We start from the raw sequence: 23,561 nt of genomic DNA, 5'->3' as shown, positions 1-23,561 counted from the left end.
CGACTTACCTTAGGAGCACAGCATGACTAACAAAATCATCCTTGCACTCGAAGCAGAGCAGATGACCAAAGAGATCCCTACCTTTGCCCCGGGCGACACCATTGTCGTTCAGGTGAAAGTGAAGGAAGGCGACCGTTCGCGTCTGCAAGCGTTCGAAGGCGTGGTAATCGCCAAGCGTAACCGTGGTGTGAACAGTGCTTTCACTGTTCGTAAAATCTCCAACGGTGTTGGCGTAGAGCGTACTTTCCAGACCTACAGCCCGCAAATCGACAGCATGGCCGTTAAGCGTCGCGGTGACGTACGTAAAGCCAAGCTGTACTACCTGCGTGACCTGTCCGGTAAAGCAGCTCGCATCAAGGAAAAACTGGCTTAAGTCCAGCTTCCCGATGCAGAAAAAAGCAGCCTACGGGCTGCTTTTTTGTGCCTGAAATTTGTCAATTTGCCGGTATTTCCCCATGACCACCCGCCTCGAAGAAATCCAGCGTCGCACCGACCTGTCCGTGACCCACGTGACCAAGGCCGTGTTCCCGCCGACCACCAACCACCACAACACCCTGTTCGGCGGCACAGCGCTGGCGTGGATGGATGAAGTGTCGTTCATCACCGCCACGCGTTTTTGCCGCTTGCCGCTGGTGACGGTTTCCACTGATCGAATCGATTTCAATCATGCGATTCCAGCCGGCTCCATCGTTGAACTGATCGGTCGCGTAATCAAAGTGGGTAACACCAGCCTCAAGGTCGAAGTCGAAGTGTTCGTCGAGAGCATGAGTGCCGATGGCCGCGAAAAGGCGATCCAGGGCGTGTTCAGTTTCGTGGCAATTGATGCTGACAAACGCCCTGTGCCGGTCTTACCGGGTTTTGCCGACTGACTTATTCGGCTGTGTTGTTTTCTGGTTGAATCATGGCCAGCAAGGTCCAGCCAGCCACGGGCTTCAAGCTGCTGTCCGGGGTCACCACGTGTACCCAGCCGCCGGTATCGCGGGCAAACAGCAGCGTCGCGCGGTCGCCATGGAGCGCCTGGTACTGTTCCCAGCTGAAGCCTTCGGTCAGGTTGGTGCTATACAGCTCTGCGCCTTGGCCCAGCAGGCTGGCAAGTTTGGTGTAACTCAGGGGTTGGCTGCCCAGCAAATGGCCACGGTGCTCGTGGCTGGCCCGGTGTTTATCGGTGCGACGGCTTTCCTGGCTGCTGGCCAGGGCGAACAGACGATGCCCAAAATCGTGGCGAAAACGCATGGCGGCCAGGGTGTTCAGTTCGCCTGAAGGTGAGAGCGCCAGCAAATGCCCGAGGCCGACCAGATCCAGATGCGATTCGGCATGTTGTGATGCCGGGTTGCCGAAGTAGGTGGGTAGCCCTTCCATTCGGCTGGCGCGGATGTTTTCCCAGCTGGAGTCGGTCAGCAGCACACGGCTGCCCAGTTGTTGCAAGGCTTTGCCCAGGATCCGCGCCGGGCCGTTCGCGCCGACGATCAGGAAGCCGCTGGGCGCAGGCTCGGCGACTTTCAGCAGGCGTGCCAACGGGCGGGCAGTGGCGCTTTGCAGGACGACGGTGCCGATAATCACGGCGAATGTCAGCGGCACCAGTAACAGTGCGCCTTCATGACCGGCCTCATCCAGGCGAATGGCGAAAATCGCCGACACGGCTGCCGCCACGATCCCGCGTGGTGCAATCCAAGACAGCAGGGCACGTTCACGCCAGTTCAGGCCGGACCCGAAGGTCGAAAGGGCGACGTTCAAAGGTCGCGCAATAAACTGAATGATCAGTAACAGGATCAGTACGAACGGCCCCAAGGCAATCAGGGCGTTCAGGTCCAGGCGCGCGGCCAGCAGAATGAATAACCCGGAAATCAGCAGGACGCTGAGATTTTCCTTGAAGTGCAGGATGTGACGTACGTCAACGCCCTTCATATTGGCCATCCACATGCCCATCAGCGTCACGGCCAGCAGGCCGGACTCATGCATCACCTCGTTGGAGGCGATGAAGATTCCCAGAACACCAGCCAGCGTAGCCAGGTTATGCAGGTATTCCGGCAGCCATTGCCGGCGCATGATTTGCCCCAACACCCAACCACCGGCGGCTCCGAACAGGCTGCCGCACAGGATCACGCCGCCAAAGGTCAGCAGGCTGTGACTCAAACCGTCGCCTGACGCGCGAGCGATGATAAAGCTGTAGACCACCACGGCGAGCAGCGCACCAATCGGGTCAATGACAATGCCTTCCCAGCGTAAGATATTGGCGATCGAGGCTTTTGGCCGCACGACACGTAACATGGGCACAATCACGGTAGGCCCGGTCACCAGAGTCAAGGTGCCGAAAAGCAGGGCGAGCATCCAGTCAAAACCCAGCAGCCAGTGGGTAGCCAGGGTAATGACGGCCCATGTCGACAGGGCGCCGACCGTGACAAGGCGATGCACGACGCTGCCGATCTCCTTCCATTCCGACAGGTGCAGCGTGAGGCTGCCTTCAAACAGGATCAGTGCCACGGCCAGGGATACCAATGGCATCAGCAACGGACCGAACATTTCCTGAGGGTTCAGCCAGCCCAGCACCGGCCCTGCCAGGATTCCGCTGACCAACAGAAAAAGAATGGCGGGAAGTTTCAGGCGCCATGCGAGCCATTGGCAGGCCAGCGCGGCCACGCCAATGCCACCAAACGCCAGCAGAATCTGTTGTTCGCTCATTGAAGCTCCCTGTTCCTTGAAATAGCGGGCTATGAAAGACTAGTGGCCGTTGTCACAGTTCACTAAATAATTTGCGCAAAGCCCTGTGCTGCGCTGCTTGAGTGCCCATGCCCGCCATTGACCATCCCCTGATCGACCGTTTCCTCGACGCCCTGTGGCTGGAAAAAGGCCTGTCGGACAACACCCGCCAGGCTTATCGCAGTGATTTGGCCCTGTTCAACGGCTGGCTGCAGGAGAAAAACCTCGAGCTGATCAATGCTGGACGTGAGTTGATCCTCGATCACCTGGCCTGGCGGTTGGAGCAGAACTACAAACCCCGTTCCACTGCGCGATTTCTATCGGGCGTGCGTGGCTTTTATCGCCACCTGCTGCGGGAAAAGCTGATTGCGGTCGACCCGACCCTGCAAATCGATATGCCGCAACTCGGCAGGCCATTGCCCAAATCCCTGTCGGAAGCTGACGTCGATGCCTTGCTTGCTGCGCCCGACCTGAGTGAAGCCATCGGCCAGCGTGACCGCGCCATGCTCGAAGTGCTCTACGCCTGTGGCCTGCGGGTGACTGAGCTGATCAGCCTGACCCTGGAGCAAGTCAATTTGCGTCAGGGCGTGCTGCGCGTCATGGGCAAAGGCAGCAAGGAGCGACTGGTGCCGATGGGCGAGGAGGCGATTGTGTGGGTTGAGCGCTATATGCGTGATGCCCGTGGCGAATTGCTCGGCGGGCGGCCCAGCGACGTGCTGTTTCCCAGCCTGCGCGGTGAGCAGATGACCCGCCAGACCTTCTGGCACCGTATCAAGCACCAGGCCAAAGTGGCCGGAATCGGCAAGACACTTTCGCCACATACGTTGCGCCATGCGTTTGCCACCCATTTGCTCAACCACGGTGCGGATTTGCGCGTGGTGCAAATGCTGCTGGGGCACAGTGATTTATCCACCACCCAGATTTACACCCACGTCGCGCGCGCACGTCTGCAGGAGATGCACGCCAAGCATCACCCTCGCGGATAAAATTACGTCGGAAAAGGCCCAATTTACCTGCCGCAGTCTGCCCCCCGGCCCAACTGTGGTAGGCTTTGCCGGTTCGCAAAGGGGACGGCGCCCAGGCTCGTATTGACAGCCCCGTGTTTTCAGATCGGTGTTCATGCGCCCGTCCCTGCATCTGCCTTCAGGAGTTCCCATGCGCTTGACCCAGATTATTGCCGCCGCAGCCATTGCGTTGGTTTCCACCTTTGTTGTCGCCGATGACGCTGCCGAGCAGACTATTCGCAAGAGCTTGGCCAACCTGCAACTCGACACGCCGATTGAAAGCATCAGTGCCAGCCCGATGGCCGGGCTGTATGAGGTCAAGCTCAAAGGCAGCCGTGTGCTGTACGCCAGTGCCGATGGCCAGTACATCGTCCAGGGCTACCTGTTCCAGTTGAAAGACGGCAAGCCGGTCAACCTGACCGAGAAAGCCGAACGCCTGGGCGTGTCCAAGTTGATCAACGGTATTCCAGTGGCTGAAACCGTGGTTTACCCAGCCATCGGCGAGACCAAGACTCATATCACGGTGTTCACCGATACCACCTGCCCGTACTGCCACAAGCTGCACGCCGAAGTGCCTGCGCTGAACAAAATGGGGATCGAAGTGCGCTACGTCGCGTTCCCGCGCCAGGGCCTGGGCTCGCCGGGTGACGAACAGCTGCAAGCCGTATGGTGCTCGGCCGATAAGAAAGCGGCCATGGACAAAATGGTCGATGGCAAGGAAATCAAATCAGCCAAATGCGCCAACCCGGTTTCCAAGCAGTTCGCCCTGGGCCAGTCGATTGGTGTGAACGGTACACCGGCCATCGTTTTGGCTGATGGCCAGGTCATTCCGGGCTACCAGCCTGCGCCACAAGTTGCCAAACTGGCACTGGGTGCGAAGTAAGCAGTCATCGTCGAGCCTTTGACGATCATGCCCCGTCGAACAGTCGACGGGGCATTAATTGAGAGCCGCAGTTGTGCGGCTGTTTACCACGGCCGACCTTGAGTCGGCCGTTTCATGGGGAGTTCTTCAGTGAAACCGGTCAAAGTAGGCATCTGTGGGTTAGGGACCGTCGGTGGCGGCACCTTGAACGTACTTCAGCGTAATGCTGAAGAAATTTCCCGCCGTGCAGGGCGTGGAATTGAAGTGGCGCAAATTGCCACGCGTACGCCAAAGCCTCAGTTCCAAACGACCGGTATTGCGATTACCAACGATGTCTTCGCTGTGGCCACCAACCCTGAAATCGATATCGTCATCGAGCTGGTTGGCGGTTACACCGTAGCCCGCGAGCTGGTGCTCAAGGCCATCGAGAACGGCAAGCACGTGGTCACCGCCAACAAGGCGCTGATCGCCGTGCACGGTAACGAGATCTTCGCCAAGGCGCGCGAAAAGGGCGTGATTGTTGCGTTCGAAGCGGCTGTGGCCGGTGGCATCCCGGTGATCAAGGCGATCCGTGAAGGCCTGTCCGCCAACCGTATCAACTGGGTGGCCGGCATCATCAACGGCACCGGCAACTTCATCCTCACCGAAATGCGCGAGAAGGGCCGTACCTTCGAAGACGTGTTGGCCGAAGCCCAGGCGCTGGGTTACGCCGAAGCCGACCCGACGTTTGACGTGGAAGGCATCGACGCGGCGCACAAGCTGACCATCCTGGCCTCCATCGCCTTTGGTATTCCGCTGCAGTTCGACAAGGCCTACACCGAAGGCATCACCCAGCTGACCACTGCCGACGTGAACTACGCCGAAGCCCTCGGCTACCGCATCAAGCATCTCGGTGTGGCGCGTAGCACTCCGGCCGGTATCGAGTTGCGTGTGCACCCGACGTTGATCCCGGCCGACCGCCTGATCGCCAACGTCAACGGCGTGATGAACGCCGTGATGGTCAACGGTGATGCTGCCGGCTCCACGCTGTTCTACGGCGCCGGGGCCGGTATGGAGCCAACCGCTTCGTCGGTGATCGCCGACCTGGTGGACGTGGTTCGCGCCATGACCAGCGACCCGGAAAACCGTGTGCCGCACCTGGCCTTCCAGCCGGACTCGCTGTCGGCCCACCCGATCCTGCCGATTGAAGCCTGCGAGAGCGCCTACTACCTGCGCATCCAGGCTCAGGATCATCCAGGCGTGTTGGCCCAGGTTGCCAGCATCCTGTCGGAGCGCGGCATCAATATCGAGTCGATCATGCAGAAGGAAGTCGAGGAGCAAAACGGCCAGGTGCCGATGATCCTGTTGACCCACCGCGTGCTCGAACAACGCATGAACGATGCCATCGCCGCCCTCGAAGCCCTGCAAGGCGTGGTGGGCCCGGTGGTGCGGATTCGCGTCGAACACTTGAACTAACCGATTTGATCCAGGGGCCCCGTGTGTTCGGCGGCCTCTGTTCGAGAATGTTTTAGAGGAGCCAGTCATGCGTTATATCAGCACCCGCGGCCAGGCACCGGCCCTGAATTTCGAAGACGTTTTGCTGGCAGGCCTTGCCACTGACGGCGGCCTGTACGTGCCGGAAAACCTGCCACGTTTTACTCAGGAAGAAATCGCCTCCTGGGCGGGCCTGCCGTACCACGAGCTGGCGTTCCGGGTGATGCGCCCGTTCGTCACCGGCAGCATTCCGGATGCGGATTTCAAAAAGATTCTGGAAGAGACGTACGGCGTGTTTTCCCACAGCGCCATTGCGCCTCTGCGTCAGCTGAACGGCAACGAATGGGTGCTGGAGCTGTTCCACGGTCCGACCCTGGCGTTCAAGGACTTCGCCCTGCAATTGCTGGGTCGCCTGCTCGATTACGTGCTGGAAAAACGTGGCGAGCGTGTGGTGATCATCGGTGCTACGTCCGGTGATACCGGTTCGGCCGCCATCGAAGGTTGCAAGCACTGCGAAAACGTCGACATCTTCATCCTGCACCCGCACAAGCGCGTGTCGGAAGTGCAGCGTCGCCAGATGACGACCATTTTCGGTGAAAACATCCACAACATCGCCATCGAAGGCAACTTCGATGACTGCCAGGAAATGGTCAAGAACAGCTTCGCTGACCAGAGCTTCCTCAAAGGTACGCGCCTGGTGGCGGTGAACTCGATCAACTGGGCACGGATCATGGCCCAGATCGTTTACTACTTCCACGCGTCCCTGCAGTTGGGCGGCCCGGCGCGCTCGGTGTCGTTCTCGGTGCCGACCGGCAACTTCGGCGACATCTTTGCCGGTTACCTGGCGCGCAACATGGGCCTGCCGATCAACCAGTTGATCGTCGCCACCAACCGCAACGACATCCTGCACCGCTTCATGAGCGGCAACCAGTACGTCAAGGAAACCCTGCACGCGACACTGTCGCCGTCCATGGACATCATGGTGTCGTCGAACTTCGAACGCCTGCTGTTCGACATGCACGGTCGCAATGGCGCAGCCCTTGCCGAGCTGATGAACAGCTTCAAGCAAGGTGGCGGTTTCAGCGTCGAGCAAGAACGCTGGACCGAAACCCGCAAGCTGTTCGACTCCCTGGCCGTGGACGATGCACAGACCTGTGAAACCATCGCTGAGGTCTACGCCCAGACCGGCGAACTGCTCGACCCACACACCGCCATCGGTGTGAAGGCCGCACGCGAATGCCGTCGCAGCCTGGACATCCCAATGGTGATTCTGGGCACTGCTCACCCGGTCAAATTCCCGGAAGCGGTGGAGAAGGCCGGTGTTGGCAAAGCGCTGGAGTTGCCAGAGCATCTGGCTGACCTGTTCGAGCGTGAAGAGCGCTGCACGGTGTTGCCGAACGATCTGAAAGCCATGCAGGCGTTTGTCAGCCAGCACGGCAACCGCGGTAAGCCGCTCTGATCCACAGGGTGCTGCGCGGTAGGTCAAGCCCGTCTTTGTGACGGGCTTTTTCATTCTGGCGAGCCCACGTGCGCGGGCGCTCAACCGACACATTCAAGGGCATTCAATCGCTGCGCTACCCAGGCACCAGTGCCGATGACCTGAGCCTGGTTGGCGCACGACCAGCACGGCGCGCCGTGGCTGTTCAAACCGGGCCTGCAAGGCAGGCTCCGAGGATATTCCAGAGGGGCCAGCCTGTGGGTGGGTGTTTTCTCTCTGTCATCTTTGCCGTGCATGCTCGCTTGACTCGTGCAGGAGTCGACACAAAAGGTCGAACTTTCTGCTTTGAGCACGGGTCACTTGAATGTCAGCACCTTAATGACATTTTTGTTTTTCGAACCTTATTCGAATGATTGAGTGGTGATCGAGATGGAAAGTATCAGCCTATTGCTCGAAGAAGCACTGAGCCCTTATCAGGTTACATTGACCACCTCGGGCCTTCAGGGCGAGTGTCTGGTGACCGTGAAGAACCCTGCTGGCGCTATTGTCGTCGAGCGTGAAGTTGATCGGGCGCAATTGACTGATAAGCGTGCACTGGTGGATGTGGTGGATTGTTTACTACGCGATCTGAAAATCGCTGAAGGGCGGTTGGAACCCTCGGTTATTGCAGCATTGCGCAATGCAGCCCAAACCCGTGGCGGCGCCCTCGCATGAAGAATTGTTTAATGATGGAAACTTCCTACGGCATGCCCGGTCAGATTTCATAACAGCAAGAGCAAACATTGTGCTCCGGTGTTTGTGGCTTGCTGTACTGGTCTTTGTAGGCCACGTTTAACCCCGAGTTGTCTCCCCACTGCTCGGGGTTTCTTTTGCCTGCGATTTGTCAGGGCTCAGGGGTGTCGTGGAAAAAACTCGGGTTGTCCAACAAATACTGCGCGCGCATCACCGGGTCCAGCCATGATGCGTAGGATTGCTGCAGCTGCTCCTGTGGGATATCCCGTATCGCCTGATTGATTAGCTGTATGGCCTGACGGCCTTGTGGCGTATCCGAACAACCAATGTGCGTGCGCTGATAACGCGCTGAACCCTTGATGGGATAGAACATCAGGTCGTGGGCAGCAATCCCCTGTTGCCGGGCGTGATAGCGGATTTCCGGCGGGTAACCCAGCACCGCCTCCAGCCGCCCAAGGCGCTGCATTTGCAACAGGCTGCCAAGGGCGTCGTTGCCATAATGCAATGCCAGGGTGTGGGGCGCGGCGTGCTTGAGCTGTTCGTCGATGGTCGGGCCGTAGCTGCGTTCGGCGGTAGCGCCAATGCGCGCTTTAGGGGATTCGAGAAAGGCTTGCAGATCAAATTGGCCCTCGGCAATGAAGGGTGCCATGGCTTCCTGCTGGCTGCGTTGGATCGTCACCCCGTTGCTGACCGAGACGAAAGCCTGGGCCGAAAATACCACGTACTTCGCGCGTTCCGGCGTCCACAGCAGTGCGGGATCGCAGGTCAGGGACGGTGAGCGCAGCATTTGAATGCCGCGAGCGCGGTTCACATGCATCACCGTGTGGCGATACTGCGGCAGTTTTTTGGCGAGTACCGGCAACAACTCATCCAGTATTCCCTGACCTTTCTGAGGCCCTTCAAAGATGGTGATGGGCGGCAGGTCGCGCAACAGCCAGATCAGCGTGTCCTCGGCATGCGCCGCGAGCGGCCACACGCCGAGCAACACGCTCATCAGGCACAGACGAATAAACCGGCACGGGTACGGGCGAGCCATCAGATCGCGCCAACCTCACGCAAACGGATGATGGCTGCGGCGTCGTAACCCAGTTCATTGAGGACGGTACTGTTGTGTTCGCCCAACTGCGGCCCGACCCACTCACAGCTCCCCGGTGTGTGCGACAGCTTGGGCACGATCCCCGGCATCTTGAAGCCCTTGCCGCCGGGCAACTGAGCGTCGAGAAACATTTCCCGCGCCAGAAACTGCGGGTCGCCCAGCATGTCTTCGGCGCTGTAGATACGGCTGGCGGGCACCTCGGCCTTGTTCAATTGCTCAACCACGCGGTCCAACGGCAGCGAATTGACCCAGCGATCAATCACGCCGTACAGCTCATCACGACGGTTATCGCGTCCGTCATTGCTCGCCAGCTGTGGGTCATTGGCCAGATCGTCGCGGCCGATGGCGCTCATGAAGCGCTTGAAGATTGCATCGCCATTGGCGCCAATCTGCACATGCTTGCCGTCGGCGGTGGTATGAATCGATGACGGCGTAATGCCGGGCATGATGTTGCCGGTGCGCTCGCGAATAAACCCGAACACGTCAAATTCCGGAATCATGCTTTCCATCATCGCAAAGATGGCTTCGTACAGCGCCACATCCACGACTTGGCCGAGCCCACCGTTGACTTCGCGATGACGCAGCGCCATCAGCGCACCGATGACGGCCCACAAAGCCGCAATCGAGTCGCCGATGGAGATCCCCGTGCGTACCGGCGGGCGGTCTTCGAAACCGGTGATATAGCGCAAGCCGCCCATGGATTCGCCCACCGCGCCGAACCCCGGCTGGTCTTTCATCGGGCCGGTCTGGCCAAAACCCGAGAGCCGCACCATCACCAATTTCGGGTTCAGCGCGTGCAGGGTTTCCCAGCTCAGGCCGAGTTTTTCCAGGACCCCGGGGCGGAAATTCTCAATCAGGATGTCGGCATTCGCCAGCAACTGTTTAAGGATGGCCAAACCTTCCGGGTGCTTGAGGTTCAGGGTCAGCGACTGCTTGTTGCGCGCCTGCACGAACCACCACAGTGAGGTGCCTTCGTACAGCTTGCGCCATTTGCGCAGCGGGTCGCCGCCGTCCGGGGATTCGACCTTGATCACCTCGGCACCGAATTCGGCGCAGATGCGAGACGCAAACGGGCCGGCAATCAAGGTGCCCAGTTCGATGACTTTCAGACCGGCCAGCGGTTTGGCATTAAACGTCATGAGGATCCTTATCCAGCGTTAAACGGTGGTGTGATGCCTTTTAACATAGGCGAGCGGCCCAGGGATAAGGATGATGCACCGCAGTATTCGTTGAATGGCTGCACCATCGGTTAGACTGGCCGCCTTTCCCTGTCTTTAGAAGCCCGTTCATGGCCCAGCCGTCCACGACCTACAAATTCGAACTCAACCTCACCGACCTTGATCGTTCGGTGTATGAGAGCGTCAAACAGACCATCGCCCGCCATCCTTCGGAAACCGAAGAACGCATGACCGTGCGCCTGCTGGCCTACGCCCTTTGGTACAACGAGCAATTGTCGTTCGGCCGTGGTCTGTCAGATGTAGACGAGCCAGCCCTGTGGGAAAAAAGCCTGGATGACCGTGTTCTTCACTGGATTGAGGTCGGCCAGCCTGACGCCGACCGTCTCACCTGGTGTTCGCGCCGTACCGAACGCACCAGCTTGCTGGCCTATGGCAGCCTGCGTGTGTGGGAAGGCAAAGTGGTGCCGGTGGCCAAAAACCTGAAGAACGTACACATCGCCGCGGTGCCTCAGGAAGTCCTCGAGACCCTGGCCAAGGACATGCCGCGCGTTATCAAGTGGGACGTGATGATCAGCGAAGGCACGATCTTCGTGACCGATGATCGTGGCCAGCATGAAGTGCAGTTGGAATGGTTGGTCGGTGAGCGCGGTTAAAACGTCTGGGTGCTGGCTTGCTCGCGAAAGCATCCGCGCTGCGTAACTGATTTGGCAAGGTGGCGGCATCGCCGGTAAACCAGCGCTCACCGTTGATCGCTCTCGTTGTTAATACCTGTGTTTAACCGTTGTACCAGAAGAGAAGCTTCCGTCACCCCATGCGTATTGATCCTCGCCCGTTGCCTGCTGTCCTGCCGTTTCTCGGTGAATTGCCACCGCTGTTGACCCGTCTCTACGCCGCGCGCGGGGTGCAGTCGGAAGCCGAACTGGACAAGAGCCTGGCGCGGTTGATTCCCTACCAGCAGCTCAAGGGCATCGACGCGGCGGTGGACCTGCTGGTGACCGCCCTGGAGCAGCGCCAGCGCATCCTGATCGTCGGTGACTTCGACGCCGACGGCGCGACGGCCAGCACCGTGGGCACCCTGGGCCTGCGTTTGCTCGGTGCGGCGCATGTCGACTACCTGGTCCCCAACCGCTTTGAATACGGTTATGGCCTGACCCCGGAAATCGTCGCGGTGGCGCTGCAGCGCACGCCCCAGTTGCTGATTACCGTGGATAACGGCATCTCCAGTGTCGAAGGCGTGGCGGCGGCCAAGGCGGCGGGGTTGAAGGTGTTGGTGACTGACCACCACTTGCCCGGCGATGAATTGCCGGCGGCGGATGCGATCGTCAACCCGAACCAGCCCGGCTGTGAGTTCCCGAGCAAGGCGCTGGCAGGCGTCGGCGTAATATTTTATGTGTTGATGGCCTTGCGCGCGCGTTTACGCAGCCTGGGCTGGTACGACAACACGCCGCAGCCGAACATCGGTGAGTTGCTCGACCTGGTCGCCCTGGGCAGCGTCGCCGACGTGGTGCCGCTGGACGCCAACAACCGCATCCTGGTCCATCAGGGGCTGGAGCGGATTCGCGCCGGTCGCGCCCGGCCGGGGATCAAGGCGATCCTTGAGGTCGCCAAGCGCGACCATGCCCGCATCACCTCGACTGACCTTGGTTTTATCCTCGGGCCACGGCTGAATGCCGCCGGGCGCCTGGATGATATGAGCCTGGGCATCGAATGCCTGCTCACCCGCGACTTCGCCGCGGCACGGGAAATGGCGGCGCAACTGGATGGCATGAACCAGGACCGCAAATCCATCGAGCAGGGCATGCAGCGTGAGGCGCTCGCCCAGCTCAAGGACTTGCCGGTGGAATCGATGCCCTACGGTTTGTGCCTGTTCGACCCGGAATGGCACCAGGGCGTCATCGGCATTTTGGCGTCGCGCATGAAAGAGCGGTATTTCCGCCCGACCATCGCCTTCGCCGACGCCGGTGATGGCCTGCTCAAGGGCTCAGGGCGCTCTGTGCAGGGTTTTCACATCCGCGATGCGCTGGCGGTCGTCGCGAGCCAGCATCCCAACCTCATCACCAAATACGGCGGCCATGCGATGGCCGCCGGCTTGACGTTGCCCGAGGCGAATTTCCCGCTGTTTGCCGAGGCGTTTGACGCTGAAGTGCGTCGGCAACTGCGCGAAGAAGACCTCACCGGGCGGCTGTTGTCCGACGGTACTTTGGCGGTTGAAGAGTTTCACCTCGAACTGGCGCGTGCATTGCGGCATGCCGGGCCATGGGGCCAGCACTTTCCTGAGCCGCTGTTTCACGGCGTGTTTCAGCTGGTAGAACAGCGCGTGGTAGGCGAGCGGCACCTCAAAGTGGTGCTCAAGAGCGAGTGCGGGTCAGTGAAGCTCGATGGCATTGCGTTTGGCGTGGACCGAGACGTCTGGCCTAACCCGACGGTGCGGTGGGTGGAATTGGCCTACAAACTGGACGTGAACGAATTCCGTGGTCAGGAAACCGTGCAACTGATGATTGCGCATATCGAGCCGCGCTAGTTTTTACCAACGCCATAAACCAATGTGGGAGCGGGTTTGCTCGCGAATACGGCGTGTCAGTCAAAGGTGTTGTGACTGATCCACCGCTTTCGCGCGCAAGCCCGCTCCCACAGGGTTGATCCGCGTACAGCGCGGGATTACTCGGCTTTATCCTTGGCCTGGTGCTTGACGATGATGTCCACCAAACGCTGGGCCAGTGCCGGGTAGTTCTCATCAAAGTGATGACCGCCCGGCAGCTTCACCGCTTCGCCCACCGCGGTCTTGTCGGTGCAGCCACTCTCGTTGACTTCTTCGGCACCGTAGATGCACACCACTTTGTCAGCCGGCAGCTTGGCCATTTCCGGGCCGGTAGCGGCCTCTTTGCCGGCGTTGCCCAACCAGCCTTCCACTTCGATTTCAAAGCTGCCGGTGCGTGCGAAGGCGAGCAGGATGATTGCGTCGACACGCTGCTGTTCGTTCTCCGGCATGCGGTTGTAGATGGCGGGCAGTACGTCGGCGCCGAACGAGTAGCCGGTCAGTACGAAACGCTTGGTGCCCCACTTCTGCCGGTAATGCTGCATCAGCTCGGTGAGGTCCTTGGCGCTTTGTTCCGGGGTCTTGTGCTGCCAGTAGTAGCGCAGTGTGTCGATGCCGACCACCGGGTAGCCGATCTTGGCCATTTCACCCGCCACGTCGCGGTCCAGGTCACGCCAGCCACCGTCACCGGAGAGGAACAGGGTGACGGTGTCCTTGGCTTGGCCAGCCGGGACTTCGACCACGGGAATCGCCAGGCCGCCGTTGTCCGAACCGACCAACTGCTTGCGCAGTTCGTTGTTCAGTACTTGCGGGTAGTGAATGTCGTAGTCGCTGATGCTGGTGGTTGCGCGCGGGGTGTCGCGCACGAAACTGGCGCTTTCATCGTCGGGGTTGTCGTTCCAGGCCACCAGCCAGTTGCCATGGGCGGAGGTCTTCGGCAGCGGGTCCTTGCAAGTTTCCTGTACCAGGGTGAAGCCGACGGAGATGGCGTTGGCTTTGTCATCGTTCTGTGCCGCCAACCAGCGCCAGGCGAGCGCAGCGCCAGGGCCGATGCCGCTGACCAGGGTCGCCGGGCCTTTAAGCTGGCTCAGGGCGCTCTGCAGGGCTTGTTCCTGCAACTTGCAGTCATCCTTGGGCAGGATCACTTGAACGATTTGTGCAGCACCGCCTTGGCTCAGGGCAATCAGCTGGCTGTCGGTCAGGGTTTCATCGGCCATCACCGCGACCGCCACACGGGCTTTTGCCGAGCCGTGGGGGGTCACGCGAGTCATGACCGTGCCATCAGCCTGTGGCAGTTGTTCCAGGGTCGGTTGCGGAGCAGGGCGGTTCCAGAACCAAAAGCCGCCGCCTGCGATCAGGGCGAGCAGCACTACAAAGGCCAATACATACCGCCAGGAGCGTCGAATCATCAGCGTTTCACCAATCCAGTCAAGCCGCCCGCAATCAGGGCGGCGGTATCGGCCAGTGCCACCAGCGGATCAAGTCCTGCGGGCACGGCCATGTAACGGGGTTCCCAGTCAGGCTGGAACTTGTCTTTGAAGCGGCGCAAACCTTGGAAGTTATACAGTTGCTCGCCACGGCGGAACACCATTGAGCCCAGGCGTTGGGTCAGCGGGGCGCCACGGCGTGGTTGCAGGCCCGACAACGGCACCATGCCGAGGCTGAAGCGGGCGTAGTCGTGGTTCTTATAATGTTGAATCAGGCCGACCATCATAAACTCCATGGTCAGCTTCGGTGCGTCCGGGTGCGCACGCATCAGGTCGAGACTGGCCAGGTCATGGTTGTAGGTCTCGAGCAGGTTGGCGAAGGCCACCGGGCGCCCTTCGAAGCGAATGATCGCGATGCGAAAGTGCTTGAGGTAGTCGTCGCTGAAACGGCCCAGGGAAAAGCCTTTTTCCCGGACGTTCTTGCCGGTCAGCCAGGCATCCGAGATGACTTTGAGTTCATCCATCGGCGCCTGGCCCGGTTCGCAGATCTCCAGGGACAAGCCGTCCCGGGTGCCGCGGTTCCAGGTGTAGCGCAAATCCTTCATCTCTTTGCCCTTGGCTTCCAGGTCAAAGCGTTTCAGGTCGACGCGGGCTTCTTCGCCCAGCTTGATCGCGGTGAGGCCGATATCCATGTAGTACGGCAGGTTCTCGGCGCGGACCTGGTAGAACACCGGGCGGGCGTGATGGATGTCGCACAGGTCGCGGAACTGCCAGATCATCTCGGCGCGGGGTTGCGTCGGGCCGATCGGGTCATACAAGGCCACCAGGCTGCGCCCACGGCGGGCGTACATCAGGAAGGCTTCGTCGTTAGGGTGGAACAGCAACGCCTTGTCGCCGGTCAGCGCCAGGCCGCCGTCGGGTTGGGACGAGGCCATCAGAATCTTGCTGGCGCGCGCCAGTTCGTCGGGTGTCGGCAGGTGGATCACTGGTCGCGCAGTGCGCAGCAGCCAGGTCAACGAGACGATCACCAGCAACACAGCCGCACCGAGCAATGAGCGCAGGCCGCGAGGGGCGTTGGCATCCAGGGTGAACTGCCACCACAGTTGATGGCTGTACGGCACGTCTTGATAGGCAAACAGCAGCAGCCAGATCGAGGCGCCCAGCACGCAAACGCTGGCCACCAGGTACAACGGCGAGAACGGCAACTCGGTGAGGCGGCTCGCGCGGTAGAACGAGCGACGGAAGATCGCCAGCAGCACCGCCGTCATGATCATCAGGCTGGCTTCTTCCCAGTCAAAGCCTTTGAGCAGCGAGAGCAGGGCGCCGGTCAGCAGCAGCACCATGGTCAGCATCCACGCAGCCGACAAACGCCGACGCAGGCCCTGGGCGAGCAACAGGCACAGCACGCCGATCAGGCTGGCGCCAAAGTGCGAGGCATCAATCAGGCGGTGGGGAATCAGAAAGCCGATGTTTTCCAGGCGTGTGTCGATTTCCGGCGTTGCGCCGGAAAACAGCAGGACCACGCCTGACAAAAAAACCAGTACGGCCAGCACGGGCGCGGCCAGGCCGGATGCAACCCGCAGGCTCTGCTGGGTCTGGAACAGGCGCTGAGCTTCGTTGACCAGCAGGAACACGCAGGCGATCAGCAGTGGCAGGACCACGTAGATCATCCGGTACAGCAACAGGGCGGCGGCCAATGGCGCGGCACCGAGCTTGTCGGCGAAGGCGGCGAGCAGAATCGCTTCGAATACACCCACACCGCCCGGCACATGGCTGAGTACGCCCGCGGCCAGGGCCAACAGATACACCAGCAGGAAGGGACCGAACGGCGGTGCTTCCGGCAGCAACATATAGAGGACCGTGGCGGCAGCTGCCACGTCGAGTGCGGTGATGATCAACTGCAGGAAGGTCAGGCGCCGGCCCGGCAGGCGCAGCGTGCGGCGCCCCGCCTTGACCAGCAGGTTGTCCGGGTAAGGTTGTTCCGGCAGGCGGCGACGATAAATGCCGATGCACAGTGCGACCGACAACAGCAGGACCGCGCCAGCAATGCTGCCGAGCAAACCTTGCGACAAATGCAGGTAGGTGGACGCCGCCGGCAAGTTACTCAGCGTGGCCAGTGCGGCCAGCGGCGGCAGGGCAGTGCCCAGGGCCAGACTGGCGAATACGGTCATGTGGGCAACTTCCGATGCCCCGATGCCATGGCGTGCATATAAGCGGTAACGCACCGAGCCGCCGGAAAGCATCGACAGGCCTATGGCATTGCCAATCGCAAAGGCGGTGAAACCACCCAGGGCCAAGGTCTTGGCAGGCAGTTGCACCCCGGCATAACGGGCGCCGGAAAACTCATAACCCAACAGAATGATGAAACCGGCGACCGCCGCCGCAAACGCGCCCAGCAGTGCCGGCTTGGGCACCTCCAGGATCGAGTCGTGGAGTGCGTACAGGTCCAGTTCCAACAACAGGTGTCGGCAGGCGATCAGGGCAATTGCGAACAGCAATAGAGTGACGGCCAGCCCGATGGGTTGACGGTATTTGCTCAACAGATCCAGCCAACGCAAACGGGTGGGAGTAATCGGTTGTTCCGCTGTGACGGTGTCTTGTGGTTCAGACGAGTTGGCGCGCATCAATCACCTCGTGGATTGTGCGCGACAGGATGGGGGTATCCAGCCAAGTTACCAATCCCTATGGACAAAATAATTACAAATATTAACGCTTATCGCCGGGTGGGGCGAATGCGGCCATTGGTCGTAGAGGGTCGTGCTTGAGTACTGAGCATAGCTTGCAGTGACATGGACTCTGCAAACCGTATCCGGTTTCATGAAAGATGCCATGCCATTGTTTCAGAAGAACTTTTTTAACCGGATACAAAAAAGGCCACTCTTTCGAGTGGCCTTTCTTGATGTTTGGTTGCGGGAGCCGGATTTGAACCGACGACCTTCGGGTTATGAGCCCGACGAGCTACCAGACTGCTCCATCCCGCGTCTGTGGCCGGCATTCTACAGCCCAGCGGCGGGGTGTCAACCGTTAATCGGCCGATGGGTCAAATAAGTGTGAAATAACCGCAGCGTGTTGCCCATGCGCGGTAAGTGCGCGATGGAGAAAGAGTTTTTTGTCTTACAATTTTCATACATGGGTAAAACAGAGGCGCACAAAAAAGGCCACTCTTTCGAGTAGCCTTTTTTGATGTTTGGTTGCGGGAGCCGGATTTGAACCGACGACCTTCGGGTTATGAGCCCGACGAGCTACCAGACTGCTCCATCCCGCGTCTGTGTGTCGGCATTCTACAGAGGAACGCAGGTGTGTCAACCCGTGAATTGAAGAAAAGCGCTTGTGGTTCAATCGGTTAGCTCTCCAAAGTAGGGGTGGAAATGCCTTCGGGCCAGTGTGGCCAAGGGTTTCGGCTCTATCGGTAGCCTGATTTCGATTGAAAAAATAAATTCATCTGTACGTTTTCCTACCGCTCGCGCGGAAGATTCAAACTACTGGTGCTATATACAGGGGTGAGTGCGATACTGGCCATCCGTTGGATTACACCTTCTGTTTATATGACGCAGCGCAAAATCATCCACGTCGACTGTGATTGCTTCTACGCCGCCATCGAGATGCGCGACGACCCGAGCCTGGCACAAAAGCCTCTGGCGGTCGGCGGCTCGGCGGATAGACGAGGGGTGATCGCAACCTGCAACTACGAGGCGCGGGCGTATGGCGTTCGCTCGGCCATGTCGTCGCGCCACGCCTTGAAGCTGTGCCCGGACCTGACCATCGTCAAGCCGCGCATGGATGCTTATAAAGAAGCGTCCAAGGAAATCCAGACGATCTTTCGTGATTACACCGACCTGATCGAGCCACTGTCGCTGGACGAAGCCTATCTTGATGTCTCCGACAGCCCGCATTTTGGCGGCAGCGCCACACGTATCGCTCAGGATATTCGCCGTCGTGTCTCCAACCAGTTGCACATCACCGTGTCTGCGGGCGTTGCGCCCAACAAGTTTTTAGCCAAGATCGCCAGCGACTGGAAAAAGCCCAACGGCCTGTTTGTGATTACGCCGGATCAGATCGAGGACTTTGTCTCCCAGTTGCCGGTGAACAAATTGCACGGCGTCGGCAAGGTCACGGCCGATAAGCTGGCGCGCCTGGGCATTGAAGACTGCCTGCAATTACGCGAGTGGAACAAGCTGTCACTGGTGCGCGAATTCGGCAGCTTTGGCGAGCGGCTTTGGAGCCTGGCCCGTGGGATTGATGACCGCGTGGTGCAGAACGACAGCCGCCGGCAATCTATCAGTGTGGAAAATACCTACGATGTAGATCTGCCGGATCTCTCAAGTTGTTTGGCGAAACTTCCCGAGCTGATGGAAACCCTGGCCGGGCGCATGGCGCGCATCGACAGCAGTTACCGCGCGGGCAAGCCGTTCGTCAAAGTGAAGTTTCATGACTTTACCCAGACCACGCTGGAGCAGGCCGGGGCAGGGCGGGACCTGGAAAGTTATCAACAGCTGTTGAGCCAGGCGTTCAATCGCGGCGGCAAGCCGGTGCGTTTGTTGGGGATTGGGGTGCGGTTGCTGGACCTGAGCAGCGGCAACGAGCAGCTTCAATTTCCCTGGTAGAAACCGGAAACCAAATGTGGGAGCGGGCTTGCTCGCGAATACGGTGTATCAGTGATGAATGTATCAACTGACACTGCGCATTCGCGAGCAAGCCCGCTCCCACATTTAGATCTATAGCGTTTTCAGAATCTCAGCGTGCCCCAGGATCTGCGACAAGCCGCCCCGCATCCTTGGTCAGCGCCTGCAGAAACTCCTGCTGCAACTCGGGATCGTTGCGGGTCAGTTCGATCAGGCTTTGTTCCAGTTCGCTGGCTTCTTCTTCCAGGCCCAGTTCCGACAGGCGCTTGACCCGGTGCACCCACTGGTTGACTTCATCGTCTTCCAGATCGTCGTAGATCAGGCCATGAGCTTCCAGCAACTTGCCACGCAAGGTATTGCTGATCGCCAGGGTGGAGTCCGAATGCGCGTCGTCCTGGCCATCCTCCACGCTGATTTTCAAGGTGGTGATGCGGTTCAGGTCCTGCTCGGCAAAGGGGCTGTCCAAGAGGTTCAGGCGCAATACGCCGTCGCGGTCGGTGGTCAGCTCATGGGTTTGCTTGCCGGCGGTGACCTGTACCGGACGCTCGCTCCAGGGCAGGCTCGAATACTCCGTGCGCTTGTCGCGCTGGACCTCATCGATACCGGCCAGGTTCTGTTGCGCACGGCCATGGGATTGCACGTTCATGAACGGGTTGATGCCGTCCACGCCATACGTCAGCCAATCGCGCGTCATGCTGGTAGGCAAGTTGCCAAGGGCGAAGATATTCGCCACGTTGGCGCCCGCGCCCGCCACCAGGGCGACCGCGCCCAGGGGCATCTCATAGAGTTTGCGCCAGGGTTGGTAGGGGGTGTAGCGATCGTAACGGCGGGTGACTTCGAATTCGGTGACCTCGAAGGTCTTTTGCTCGTGAATGCGAACCCGGCGTTGTGGAAGTTCCAATACTTTGGGTTCGCCTACATCGATTTGCAGGCTGTGATCGAGCAACTTACGCTCGACCCGCTCCTCGTGCTCACTGCGTTGCGACATCTGGTTGGCGCAGCCGCTGACCAGCAGGGCGCCGCACAAGGCGGCGCCCCCCAGGGCTCTGGTGTTTCGCTTGAACATGACTTCTCTTGATCTGGTTTTCAGCGACGAATACGCGCCTGAAGGAAAGACAGCACGTCAGCCACCGGCAACGGTTGGGCTTCGGCTTCGGTCCGGCTCTTGTATTCCAGATTGCCATCGGCCAGGCCGCGGTCACTGACCACGATCCGGTGCGGGATGCCAATCAGTTCCATGTCGGCGAACTTGATGCCCGGGCTGGTTTTCTTGTCCCGGTCATCGAGCAACACTTCAAAACCGGCGGCCGTCAGTTCGGCATACAGTTTGTCGGTGGCTTCGCGTACTTGCTCGGTTTCATAGCGCAGCGGTACCAGGGCAACCTGGAACGGTGCCAGGGCGTCGCTCCAGATGATGCCTTTCTCGTCGTTGTTCTGCTCGATCGCAGCGGCAACCACACGGGACACGCCAATGCCGTAGCACCCCATTTCCAGGGTGATCGGCTTGCCGTTCTCGCCCAGCACTTCGCACTTCATCGCCTTGCTGTACTTGTTGCCCAGCTGGAAGATGTGCCCGACTTCAATGCCGCGCTTGATTTCCAGGGTGCCCTTGCCATCCGGGCTTGGGTCACCGGCTACCACGTTACGCAGGTCGGCCACGGTCGGCACCGGCAGGTCACGCTCCCAGTTCACGCCGAAGTAGTGCTTGTCGTCGATGTTCGCGCCGATACCGAAGTCGCTCATCAGCTCGACCGAGCGGTCGATGATGATCGGCAGCGGCAGGTTCAGCGGGCCCAGGGAGCCGGCACCGGCGCCGATGGCGTCACGCAGCTCAGCGTCGGTGGCCATGACCAGCGGGCTGGCAACGCCTGGCTGCTGGGCTGCCTTGATTTCGTTGAGCTCGTGGTCGCCACGAATGACCAGGGCGATCAGCTTGCCTTCTTCTTCGGCGCGCACGATCAGGGTCTTGATGGTCTTTTCAATCGGCAGATTGAATTTTTCCACCAGGGCCGCGATGGTCTTGGTTTCTGGCGTATCGACCAGGCGCAGCTCTTCGCTTGGCGCAGGGCGGGACGTTTCGCGCGGTACGGCTTCGGCTTTTTCGATGTTCGCCGCGTAGTCGGAGCCGTTGCTGAACACGATATCGTCTTCGCCGGACTCGGCCAGTACATGGAACTCGTGGGAGCCGGCGCCACCGATGGAGCCGTTGTCTGCTTCAACCGGGCGGAATTTCAGGCCCAGGCGGGTAAACACGTTGCAGTAGGCGGTGTGCATGCGGTCGTAGGTGACCTGCAGCGACGCTTGGTCTGCGTGGAACGAATAGGCGTCCTTCATGATGAATTCGCGGCCACGCATCAAGCCGAAGCGTGGGCGGATTTCGTCACGGAATTTGGTCTGGATCTGATACAGGTTCAGCGGCAGCTGTTTGTAGCTGCTCAGCTCGTTGCGCATCAGGTCGGTGATGACTTCTTCGTGGGTCGGGCCGGCGCAGAAATCACGGCCATGACGGTCCTTGAAGCGCAACAACTCAGGGCCGTACTCTTCCCAGCGCCCGGATTCCTGCCACAACTCAGCCGGTTGGGTACTTGGCATCAACACTTCCAGAGAGCCGGCGGCGTTCATTTCTTCGCGAACGATCGCTTCGACCTTGCGCATCACCTTCAAGCCCATGGGCAGCCAGGTGTACAGGCCGGAGGCCAGTTTGCGGATCATGCCCGCGCGCAGCATCAGCTGATGGCTGATCACGACCGCGTCGGAAGGCGTTTCTTTCTGTGTGGCGAGCAAATATTGACTGGTACGCATGGTAGGCCGTTGTCGGTTGCTTGGACTTGAAATGACTTGGGATTGTACGGGCGCAAACTGCTGGAGTACAGGTATCAGAATGCAGAGGGGGATGTGGGAGCGCGCTCGCTCCCGCAGTGACCGAGCGGTGTCAGTCTTCCTGTGAAGGGCTCAAACGAGCCCGCCGACTTTCCTGAAACCAGTGCAAGGCAATCAGGAACAGCGTCGGCACACCCAGCAGGCAGGTGATGATGAAGAAGTTGTGGTAACCGAACTTCTCGACCATCACGCCCGAATAGCCACCAATCAGACGCGGCAGCAGCAGCATGATGGAGCTGAGCAACGCATATTGGGTGGCAGAGAACTTGAGGTTGGTCAGGCTCGACAGGTAGGCGACAAACGCCGAAGTGGCCAGGCCCGAGCTGAAGTTATCCAGGGAAATCGTGAAAATCAGCATCTGCAGGTCCGGGCCCATGTCGGCGAGCATCACGAACAACAGGTTGGTCGCCGCCGAGCATACGCCGCCGATGAACAGGATCGGCAGGATACCGAACCGCACAATCAGCAGGCCGCCCATACCGGCGCCGAGCAGGGTCATGATCAGGCCGAAGATCTTGCTGACCCCCGCAATCTGGTCCTTGGTAAAGCCCTGGTCGATGTAGAACACGTTGGCCATCACGCCCATCACCGTATCGGACATGCGATAGGTCGCAATCAGCCCGAGCAGCAGCAGCGCCTGCCAGCGGTAGCGCAGGATAAAATCATTGATCGGCGTCAGCACCGGCGCCAAGCCACGCCGGCCCATGGCTGAGAGGCACAGGGTCGTGAGGATGATGTACAGGATGGCGCGCAGGAAGGCGCGGTCTTCCATCAGCAGCTCCCACAGGCTCACGCCGTGGAACAGCACACTGGCGAAATCCGTGTTGTACAGCTGGGTGAACATCGCGGGGACCGACACCAGCAGTACGATCAGCACGAACACCGAGATCAATTGGTGCGCGAAGCTGTAGCGGCCGGCCTGCAACTGGGTGCGCAGTGGCACATCGGGTTCACGCATGAAGAAGGTGGTCAGCAGTGCCGGGATCATCAGCACGCCGAACAGCACATAAGTGCCGGTCCAAGCCGAGTGCTTATAGTTGAAGCCGGTCGAACCGAAGCCTTCGGCAAAGAACAACGCACCGGCCGTAGCCAGCAGGGCGGCGATGCGATAACCGGACATGTAGCTGGCGGCCAGAGCGGCCTGGCGGCTGTCATCGGCAATTTCCAGGCGATAAGCGTCTACCGCGATGTCTTGGGTGGCCGAGGCGAAAGCAACAATGACGGCAATAGCGATCAGCCAGGACAGGTGTTTCTGTGGGTCGCAGAAACCCATGCCGATCAACCCGAGGATCACCAGCGTTTGGGCAAGTACCAGCCAGGAACGACGACGTCCGAGTTTACCGAGCAGCGGCAGGCGCCATTGGTCGAGCAGCGGCGACCAGACCCATTTAAAGGCATAGGCCAGGCCGATCAGGCTCGCATAGCCGATGGTCTCGCGGGCCACGCCGGCCTCGCGCAACCACACAGAAAGCGTCGAAAACACCAACATGTAAGGCAAGCCGGCGGCAAAGCCGAGCAACAACAGCACTAACGTCGAGGGGCTGGCATAGGCGGCGAGCGCGGCGCGCCAGGTTTTACGGGGCATGGGCTGGAGTCTGCCTCAGATTTGCGGAAAC

The 23,561-nt window shown here is 59.9% G+C and carries 18 protein-coding genes and 2 tRNA genes; 10 read left to right on the top strand and 10 right to left on the bottom strand.

What is annotated here, in order from left to right; translation table 11 throughout:
* Positions 1 to 22: 22 nt before the first annotated feature.
* Both rplS and CPH89_RS04490 read left to right on the top strand, forming a co-directional pair.
* Positions 23 to 373: a 50S ribosomal protein L19 gene (gene rplS, locus CPH89_RS04495; protein WP_003175895.1), complete on the top strand. Its 351-nt coding sequence runs from the start codon at positions 23 to 25 to the stop codon at positions 371 to 373.
* 82 nt (positions 374 to 455) lie between these two features.
* Positions 456 to 869: an acyl-CoA thioesterase gene (locus tag CPH89_RS04490; protein WP_016977715.1), complete on the top strand. Its 414-nt coding sequence runs from the start codon at positions 456 to 458 to the stop codon at positions 867 to 869.
* A gap of 1 nt (position 870) precedes the next feature.
* Here CPH89_RS04490 and CPH89_RS04485 read toward each other — a convergent pair whose 3' ends face one another.
* Positions 871 to 2,679 (bottom strand): cation:proton antiporter, encoded by a 1,809-nt coding sequence (locus CPH89_RS04485; protein ID WP_053257835.1) that lies wholly within the window; start codon positions 2,677 to 2,679, stop codon positions 871 to 873.
* 107 nt (positions 2,680 to 2,786) lie between these two features.
* Between CPH89_RS04485 and xerD the strand changes: the two genes are divergently transcribed.
* The 5 genes from xerD (at position 2,787) to CPH89_RS04460 (ending at position 8,188) form a co-directional block, all read left to right on the top strand.
* A complete protein-coding gene (gene xerD, locus CPH89_RS04480; protein ID WP_053257834.1) occupies positions 2,787 to 3,683 on the top strand; it encodes a site-specific tyrosine recombinase XerD in 897 nt (298 codons plus the stop codon).
* A gap of 169 nt (positions 3,684 to 3,852) precedes the next feature.
* The gene (locus CPH89_RS04475; protein WP_053257833.1) at positions 3,853 to 4,584 is read left to right on the top strand and encodes a thioredoxin fold domain-containing protein; all 732 of its coding nucleotides are present in this window, start codon (positions 3,853 to 3,855) and stop codon (positions 4,582 to 4,584) included.
* Positions 4,585 to 4,713: 129 nt separating this feature from the next.
* Entirely contained in the window at positions 4,714 to 6,018 is a 1,305-nt protein-coding gene (locus CPH89_RS04470; RefSeq protein ID WP_053257832.1) for a homoserine dehydrogenase, read from the top strand.
* Between the two features lie 67 nt (positions 6,019 to 6,085).
* On the top strand, positions 6,086 to 7,495 hold the full coding sequence (thrC, locus tag CPH89_RS04465) for a threonine synthase (RefSeq protein WP_053257831.1): 1,410 nt from the start codon (positions 6,086 to 6,088) through the stop codon (positions 7,493 to 7,495).
* Positions 7,496 to 7,903: 408 nt separating this feature from the next.
* Positions 7,904 to 8,188: a DUF3509 domain-containing protein gene (locus tag CPH89_RS04460; RefSeq protein WP_053257830.1), complete on the top strand. Its 285-nt coding sequence runs from the start codon at positions 7,904 to 7,906 to the stop codon at positions 8,186 to 8,188.
* A gap of 169 nt (positions 8,189 to 8,357) precedes the next feature.
* On the opposite strand, the gene CPH89_RS04455 is transcribed toward CPH89_RS04460, so the two are convergent.
* Together CPH89_RS04455 and CPH89_RS04450 are read right to left on the bottom strand one after the other, a co-directional pair.
* Complete coding sequence (locus CPH89_RS04455; RefSeq protein ID WP_053257829.1) at positions 8,358 to 9,242, bottom strand: TIGR02285 family protein; 885 nt, start codon at positions 9,240 to 9,242, stop codon at positions 8,358 to 8,360.
* On the bottom strand, positions 9,242 to 10,441 hold the full coding sequence (locus CPH89_RS04450; RefSeq protein ID WP_053257828.1) for a CaiB/BaiF CoA transferase family protein: 1,200 nt from the start codon (positions 10,439 to 10,441) through the stop codon (positions 9,242 to 9,244). Before CPH89_RS04450 ends, CPH89_RS04455 begins: the two co-directional genes overlap by 1 nt.
* Before the next feature lie 149 nt (positions 10,442 to 10,590).
* On the opposite strand from CPH89_RS04450, the gene CPH89_RS04445 reads away from it, so the two are divergent.
* Both CPH89_RS04445 and recJ read left to right on the top strand, forming a co-directional pair.
* Entirely contained in the window at positions 10,591 to 11,133 is a 543-nt protein-coding gene (locus tag CPH89_RS04445) for a YaeQ family protein (RefSeq protein ID WP_053257827.1), read from the top strand.
* 158 nt (positions 11,134 to 11,291) lie between these two features.
* Positions 11,292 to 13,001 carry a single-stranded-DNA-specific exonuclease RecJ gene (gene recJ / locus CPH89_RS04440; RefSeq protein ID WP_053257826.1) on the top strand — a complete coding sequence of 570 codons (1,710 nt, stop codon included), beginning with the start codon at positions 11,292 to 11,294 and terminating at the stop codon, positions 12,999 to 13,001.
* Between the two features lie 137 nt (positions 13,002 to 13,138).
* Here the strand turns inward: recJ and CPH89_RS04435 are convergent, their stop codons facing one another.
* The 4 genes from CPH89_RS04435 to CPH89_RS04420 all read right to left on the bottom strand — a co-directional run bounded on the left by CPH89_RS04435 (position 13,139) and on the right by CPH89_RS04420 (position 17,708).
* Positions 13,139 to 14,425: a virulence factor family protein gene (locus CPH89_RS04435; RefSeq protein ID WP_053257825.1), complete on the bottom strand. Its 1,287-nt coding sequence runs from the start codon at positions 14,423 to 14,425 to the stop codon at positions 13,139 to 13,141.
* Positions 14,425 to 17,067, bottom strand: a complete 2,643-nt coding sequence (gene mprF / locus CPH89_RS04430) for a bifunctional lysylphosphatidylglycerol flippase/synthetase MprF (RefSeq protein ID WP_053257824.1) — start codon at positions 17,065 to 17,067, stop codon at positions 14,425 to 14,427. The genes CPH89_RS04435 and mprF overlap by 1 nt, the downstream gene beginning before the upstream one ends.
* A 280-nt stretch (positions 17,068 to 17,347) precedes the next feature.
* Positions 17,348 to 17,424, bottom strand: a tRNA-Met gene (locus CPH89_RS04425).
* A 207-nt stretch (positions 17,425 to 17,631) separates the two neighbouring features.
* A tRNA-Met gene (locus CPH89_RS04420) sits at positions 17,632 to 17,708 on the bottom strand.
* Positions 17,709 to 17,988: 280 nt separating this feature from the next.
* Between CPH89_RS04420 and dinB the strand changes: the two genes are divergently transcribed.
* A complete protein-coding gene (gene dinB / locus CPH89_RS04415; protein ID WP_053257823.1) occupies positions 17,989 to 19,047 on the top strand; it encodes a DNA polymerase IV in 1,059 nt (352 codons plus the stop codon).
* A gap of 130 nt (positions 19,048 to 19,177) precedes the next feature.
* On the opposite strand, the gene CPH89_RS04410 is transcribed toward dinB, so the two are convergent.
* The 3 genes from CPH89_RS04410 to CPH89_RS04400 all read right to left on the bottom strand — a co-directional run bounded on the left by CPH89_RS04410 (position 19,178) and on the right by CPH89_RS04400 (position 23,530).
* Positions 19,178 to 20,131 carry a hypothetical protein gene (locus tag CPH89_RS04410; protein WP_053257822.1) on the bottom strand — a complete coding sequence of 318 codons (954 nt, stop codon included), beginning with the start codon at positions 20,129 to 20,131 and terminating at the stop codon, positions 19,178 to 19,180.
* A gap of 20 nt (positions 20,132 to 20,151) precedes the next feature.
* On the bottom strand, positions 20,152 to 21,867 hold the full coding sequence (locus CPH89_RS04405; protein WP_008433579.1) for a proline--tRNA ligase: 1,716 nt from the start codon (positions 21,865 to 21,867) through the stop codon (positions 20,152 to 20,154).
* Positions 21,868 to 21,997: 130 nt separating this feature from the next.
* The gene (locus CPH89_RS04400) at positions 21,998 to 23,530 is read right to left on the bottom strand and encodes an AmpG family muropeptide MFS transporter (RefSeq protein WP_053257821.1); all 1,533 of its coding nucleotides are present in this window, start codon (positions 23,528 to 23,530) and stop codon (positions 21,998 to 22,000) included.
* Positions 23,531 to 23,561 lie beyond the last annotated feature (31 nt).

The sequence above is a fragment of the Pseudomonas fluorescens genome (genome assembly GCF_900215245.1).
In the GTDB taxonomy this organism is placed as follows: domain Bacteria; phylum Pseudomonadota; class Gammaproteobacteria; order Pseudomonadales; family Pseudomonadaceae; genus Aquipseudomonas; species Aquipseudomonas fluorescens.
Note: the sequence above shows the minus strand (reverse complement) of the source record. Positions and strands in the feature narration are given on the sequence as shown.

Bases quoted from the DNA above. Each gene is read 5' to 3' on its own strand.
- CPH89_RS04405 (WP_008433579.1), bottom strand. From the start codon at position 21,867: ATGCGTACCAGTCAATATTTGCTCGCCACACAGAAAGAAACGCCTTCC.
- CPH89_RS04460 (WP_053257830.1), top strand. From the start codon at position 7,904: ATGGAAAGTATCAGCCTATTGCTCGAAGAAGCACTGAGCCCTTATCAG.
- thrC (WP_053257831.1), top strand. From the start codon at position 6,086: ATGCGTTATATCAGCACCCGCGGCCAGGCACCGGCCCTGAATTTCGAA.
- CPH89_RS04490 (WP_016977715.1), top strand. From the start codon at position 456: ATGACCACCCGCCTCGAAGAAATCCAGCGTCGCACCGACCTGTCCGTG.
- CPH89_RS04445 (WP_053257827.1), top strand. From the start codon at position 10,591: ATGGCCCAGCCGTCCACGACCTACAAATTCGAACTCAACCTCACCGAC.
- recJ (WP_053257826.1), top strand. From the start codon at position 11,292: ATGCGTATTGATCCTCGCCCGTTGCCTGCTGTCCTGCCGTTTCTCGGT.
- rplS (WP_003175895.1), top strand. From the start codon at position 23: ATGACTAACAAAATCATCCTTGCACTCGAAGCAGAGCAGATGACCAAA.
- mprF (WP_053257824.1), bottom strand. From the start codon at position 17,067: ATGCGCGCCAACTCGTCTGAACCACAAGACACCGTCACAGCGGAACAA.
- CPH89_RS04435 (WP_053257825.1), bottom strand. From the start codon at position 14,425: ATGATTCGACGCTCCTGGCGGTATGTATTGGCCTTTGTAGTGCTGCTC.
- CPH89_RS04455 (WP_053257829.1), bottom strand. From the start codon at position 9,242: ATGGCTCGCCCGTACCCGTGCCGGTTTATTCGTCTGTGCCTGATGAGC.
- CPH89_RS04485 (WP_053257835.1), bottom strand. From the start codon at position 2,679: ATGAGCGAACAACAGATTCTGCTGGCGTTTGGTGGCATTGGCGTGGCC.
- CPH89_RS04475 (WP_053257833.1), top strand. From the start codon at position 3,853: ATGCGCTTGACCCAGATTATTGCCGCCGCAGCCATTGCGTTGGTTTCC.
- dinB (WP_053257823.1), top strand. From the start codon at position 17,989: ATGACGCAGCGCAAAATCATCCACGTCGACTGTGATTGCTTCTACGCC.
- CPH89_RS04410 (WP_053257822.1), bottom strand. From the start codon at position 20,131: ATGTTCAAGCGAAACACCAGAGCCCTGGGGGGCGCCGCCTTGTGCGGC.
- xerD (WP_053257834.1), top strand. From the start codon at position 2,787: ATGCCCGCCATTGACCATCCCCTGATCGACCGTTTCCTCGACGCCCTG.
- CPH89_RS04400 (WP_053257821.1), bottom strand. From the start codon at position 23,530: ATGCCCCGTAAAACCTGGCGCGCCGCGCTCGCCGCCTATGCCAGCCCC.
- CPH89_RS04450 (WP_053257828.1), bottom strand. From the start codon at position 10,441: ATGACGTTTAATGCCAAACCGCTGGCCGGTCTGAAAGTCATCGAACTG.